The organism is Cryobacterium frigoriphilum (genome assembly GCF_004403305.1).
Lineage (GTDB): Bacteria > Actinomycetota > Actinomycetes > Actinomycetales > Microbacteriaceae > Cryobacterium > Cryobacterium frigoriphilum.
In genome coordinates this window covers 1-5,074 of sequence record NZ_SOHE01000014.1, presented here as the reverse complement: position 1 = coordinate 5,074, position 5,074 = coordinate 1, and the positions used below count along the sequence as shown (strand labels likewise).

At 53.7% G+C, this 5,074-nt stretch carries 2 rRNA genes; both read left to right on the top strand.

Annotation, left to right across the window (positions count from 1 at the left end):
* Positions 1-1,459 (top strand): 16S ribosomal RNA (locus E3T55_RS02525); the annotation flags it as partial.
* 463 nt (positions 1,460-1,922) lie between these two features.
* A 23S ribosomal RNA gene (locus E3T55_RS02520) occupies positions 1,923-5,051 on the top strand.
* The last annotated feature ends 23 nt before the right edge of the window (positions 5,052-5,074 follow it).

The window sequence follows — 5,074 nt, the reverse complement described above, 5'->3', positions numbered from 1 at the left end:
GGAGCTTGCTCCTTGGATCAGTGGCGAACGGGTGAGTAACACGTGAGCAATCTGCCCTTGACTCTGGGATAACTGCGGGAAACTGTAGCTAATACCGGATACGACCTGAAGAGGCATCTTTTTGGGTGGAAAGAATTTTGGTCAAGGATGAGCTCGCGGCCTATCAGCTAGTTGGTGAGGTAATGGCTCACCAAGGCGACGACGGGTAGCCGGCCTGAGAGGGTGACCGGCCACACTGGGACTGAGACACGGCCCAGACTCCTACGGGAGGCAGCAGTGGGGAATATTGCACAATGGGCGCAAGCCTGATGCAGCAACGCCGCGTGAGGGACGAAGGCCTTCGGGTTGTAAACCTCTTTTAGTAGGGAAGAAGCGACTGGGTTTTCCTGGAAGTGACGGTACCTGCAGAAAAAGCACCGGCTAACTACGTGCCAGCAGCCGCGGTAATACGTAGGGTGCAAGCGTTGTCCGGAATTATTGGGCGTAAAGAGCTCGTAGGCGGTTTGTCGCGTCTGCTGTGAAAACCCGAGGCTCAACCTCGGGCCTGCAGTGGGTACGGGCAGACTAGAGTGCGGTAGGGGAGATTGGAATTCCTGGTGTAGCGGTGGAATGCGCAGATATCAGGAGGAACACCAATGGCGAAGGCAGATCTCTGGGCCGTAACTGACGCTGAGGAGCGAAAGCATGGGGAGCGAACAGGATTAGATACCCTGGTAGTCCATGCCGTAAACGTTGGGAACTAGATGTGGGGACCATTCCACGGTCTCCGTGTCGCAGCTAACGCATTAAGTTCCCCGCCTGGGGAGTACGGCCGCAAGGCTAAAACTCAAAGGAATTGACGGGGGCCCGCACAAGCGGCGGAGCATGCGGATTAATTCGATGCAACGCGAAGAACCTTACCAAGGCTTGACATATAGAGGAAACGGTTGGAAACAATCGCCCCGCAAGGTCTCTATACAGGTGGTGCATGGTTGTCGTCAGCTCGTGTCGTGAGATGTTGGGTTAAGTCCCGCAACGAGCGCAACCCTCGTCCTATGTTGCCAGCACGTAATGGTGGGAACTCATGGGATACTGCCGGGGTCAACTCGGAGGAAGGTGGGGATGACGTCAAATCATCATGCCCCTTATGTCTTGGGCTTCACGCATGCTACAATGGCCGGTACAAAGGGCTGCGATACCGCAAGGTGGAGCGAATCCCAAAAAGCCGGTCTCAGTTCGGATTGAGGTCTGCAACTCGACCTCATGAAGTCGGAGTCGCTAGTAATCGCAGATCAGCAACGCTGCGGTGAATACGTTCCCGGGCCTTGTACACACCGCCCGTCAAGTCATGAAAGTCGGTAACACCCGAAGCCGGTGGCCTAACCCGTAAGGGGAGGAGCTGTCGAAGGTGGGATCGGTGATTAGGACTAAGTCGTAACAAGGTAGCCGTACCGGAAGGTGCGGCTGGATCACCTCCTTTCTAAGGAGCACGTGCCGTCCCGTCTGTATACAGCGGAACACGTCGGCCAGTCAGACCAAGACGAACGTTCTTGGCTGGCGCTCATGGGTGGAACATTGACATTGATACAAGAACGGCTGAGATCGTTTCGGTACGCCTGGTCCGCAAGGACGGGGTTGGAAAGAACGGTTTCAGAGAGACTTGTATATGCACGCTGTTGGGTCCTGAGGGACCGGAACGACTTGAACTTCGGTTTGGGTTGGACTGTTCCTCTGGACTTTTTCTTGTTCACATCAATCGTGAGCATGAAGGGGTACCGCCCGTACTTTGAGAACTACACAGTGGACGCGAGCATCTTAAATTTGAACCCTTCGGGGTCAAATTACAAAGATCAAAGCACATGCCTTCGGGTGTGTGTTAGATCATTGGTCAATTTCTGTCGCGGGATTTATTCCGTGGCACCAATCGATTCAAACTCATGTGATTTCAAATTTTTAAGAGCAAACGGTGAATGCCTTGGCATGTAGAGCCGAAGAAGGACGTAGTAATCTGCGATAAGCCTCGGGGAGTTGATAAACGAACTGTGATCCGAGGATGTCCGAATGGGGAAACCCCGCCAGGCCCGTGAGGTGACCTGGTGACTCCCGCCTGAATATATAGGGCGGGTAGAGGGAACGTGGGGAAGTGAAACATCTCAGTACCCACAGGAAGAGAAAACAACAGTGATTCCGTTAGTAGTGGCGAGCGAACCCGGATGAGGCTAAACCGATCATGTGTGATAGCCGGTAGGTGTTGCATGGTCGGGGTTGCGGGACTTTTCTGCCTATTCTACCGAATGGTGAGGGTTAGAGCGTTGTATAGACGAACAGGATTGAAAGCCTGGTCATAGAGGGTGCGAACCCCGTAGTCGAAATGCAGTAATCACCCGAGAAGTATCCCAAGTAGCACGGGGCCCGAGAAATCCCGTGTGAATCTGTCAGGACCACCTGATAAGCCTAAATACTCCTACATGACCGATAGTGAACAAGTACCGTGAGGGAAAGGTGAAAAGTACCCCGGGAGGGGAGTGAAATAGTACCTGAAACCGTTTGCTTACAAACCGTTGGAGCTAGCTTTGTTCTAGTGACAGCGTGCCTTTTGAAGAATGAGCCTGCGAGTTAGTGATATGTGGCGAGCTTAACCCGAGAGGGGAATGCGTAGCGAAAGCGAGTCTGAATAGGGCGATTCAGTCGCATGTCCTAGACCCGAAGCGAAGTGATCTATCCATGGCCAGGTTGAAGCGACGGTAAGACGTCGTGGAGGACCGAACCCACTTCAGTTGAAAATGGAGGGGATGAGCTGTGGATAGGGGTGAAAGGCCAATCAAACTTCGTGATAGCTGGTTCTCTCCGAAATGCATTTAGGTGCAGCGTTGCGTGTTTCTTGCCGGAGGTAGAGCTACTGGATGGCCGATGGGGCCTAAAAGCTTACTGACGTCAGCCAAACTCCGAATGCCGGTAAGTGAGAGCGCAGCAGTGAGACGGTGGGGGATAAGCTTCATCGTCGAGAGGGAAACAACCCAGACCACCAACTAAGGTCCCAAAGCGCGTGCTAAGTGGGAAAGGATGTGGAGTTGCACAGACAACCAGGAGGTTGGCTTAGAAGCAGCCACCCTTGAAAGAGTGCGTAATAGCTCACTGGTCAAGTGATTCCGCGCCGACAATGTAACGGGGCTCAAGCACGCCACCGAAGTTGTGGCATTGATATTTTTGGTTAGCCGCACACTTGTTGTGTTGGTTCAGCCGTGTTGATGGGTAGGAGAGCGTCGTGTGGCCAGCGAAGCGGCGGTGTAAACCAGCCGTGGAGGCCACACGAGTGAGAATGCAGGCATGAGTAGCGAAAGACGGGTGAGAAACCCGTCCTCCGAAAGATCAAGGGTTCCAGGGCCAGGCTAATCCGCCCTGGGTAAGTCGGGACCTAAGGCGAGGCCGACAGGCGTAGTCGATGGACAACGGGTTGATATTCCCGTACTGACGAAAAACCGCCCAAGCTAATCCAGTAATGCTAAGCATCTGAATCCTACTGACTGAAGCCTTCGGGTGGAGGGGGTGGGCCTAGCGTGCGACCCTATGCTGGTGCGGTTAGCGTATTAACAGGTGTGACGCAGGAAGGTAGCTGAGCCGGGCGATGGTTGACCCGGTCTAAGGATGTAGGCCGAGAGATAGGCAAATCCGTCTCTCATATAAGGTTGAGACCCGATGGGTAGCCCGTGAGGGTGAAATCAGTGATCCTATGCTGCCAAGAAAAGCATCGACGCGAGGTTTTAGTCACCCGTACCCCAAACCGACTCAGGTGATCAGGTAGAGAATACTAAGGAGATCGAGAGAATCGTGGTTAAGGAACTCGGCAAAATGCCCCCGTAACTTCGGGAGAAGGGGGGCCTGAGGCGTGAACGGATTTACTCCGGGAGCGTTCGAAGGCCGCAGAGACCAGTGGGAAGCGACTGTTTACTAAAAACACAGGTCCGTGCTAAGTCGCAAGACGATGTATACGGACTGACGCCTGCCCGGTGCTGGAAGGTTAAGAGGAACGGTTAGCCGTAAGGCGAAGCTGAGAATTTAAGCCCCAGTAAACGGCGGTGGTAACTATAACCATCCTAAGGTAGCGAAATTCCTTGTCGGGTAAGTTCCGACCTGCACGAATGGCGTAACGACTTCCCAGCTGTCTCAACCGCGAACTCGGCGAAATTGCATTACGAGTAAAGATGCTCGTTACGCGCAGCAGGACGGAAAGACCCCGTGACCTTTACTACAGCTTGGTATTGGTGTTCGGTGTGGCTTGTGTAGGATAGGTGGGAGACTGTGAAGCTTGGACGCTAGTTCAGGTGGAGTCATTGTTGAAATACCACTCTGGTCATATTGGATACCTAACTTCGAACCGTGATCCGGTTCAGGGACAGTGCCTGGTGGGTAGTTTAACTGGGGCGGTTGCCTCCTAAAAAGTAACGGAGGCGCCCAAAGGTTCCCTCAACCTGGTTGGCAATCAGGTGTCGAGTGTAAGTGCACAAGGGAGCTTGACTGTGAGACTGACAAGTCGAGCAGGGACGAAAGTCGGGACTAGTGATCCGGCAGTGGCTTGTGGAAGCGCTGTCGCTCAACGGATAAAAGGTACCTCGGGGATAACAGGCTGATCTTGCCCAAGAGTCCATATCGACGGCATGGTTTGGCACCTCGATGTCGGCTCGTCGCATCCTGGGGCTGGAGTAGGTCCCAAGGGTTGGGCTGTTCGCCCATTAAAGCGGTACGCGAGCTGGGTTTAGAACGTCGTGAGACAGTTCGGTCCCTATCCGCTGCGCGCGCAGGAAATTTGAGAAGATCTATCCCTAGTACGAGAGGACCGGGATGGACGAACCTCTGGTGTGTCAGTTGTTCCGCCAGGAGCACCGCTGATTAGCTACGTTCGGAACGGATAACCGCTGAAAGCATCTAAGCGGGAAGCCGGCTTCGAGATGAGATTTCCATCCCTTCGGGGGAGAGGCTCGCAGCTAGACTACTGCGTTGATAGGCCGGATGTGGAAGTGGGGACTAAAGACCCATGGAGCTGACCGGTACTAATAAGCCGATAATTTGATAACACTTGTAGTTTGAATGAGCTGCT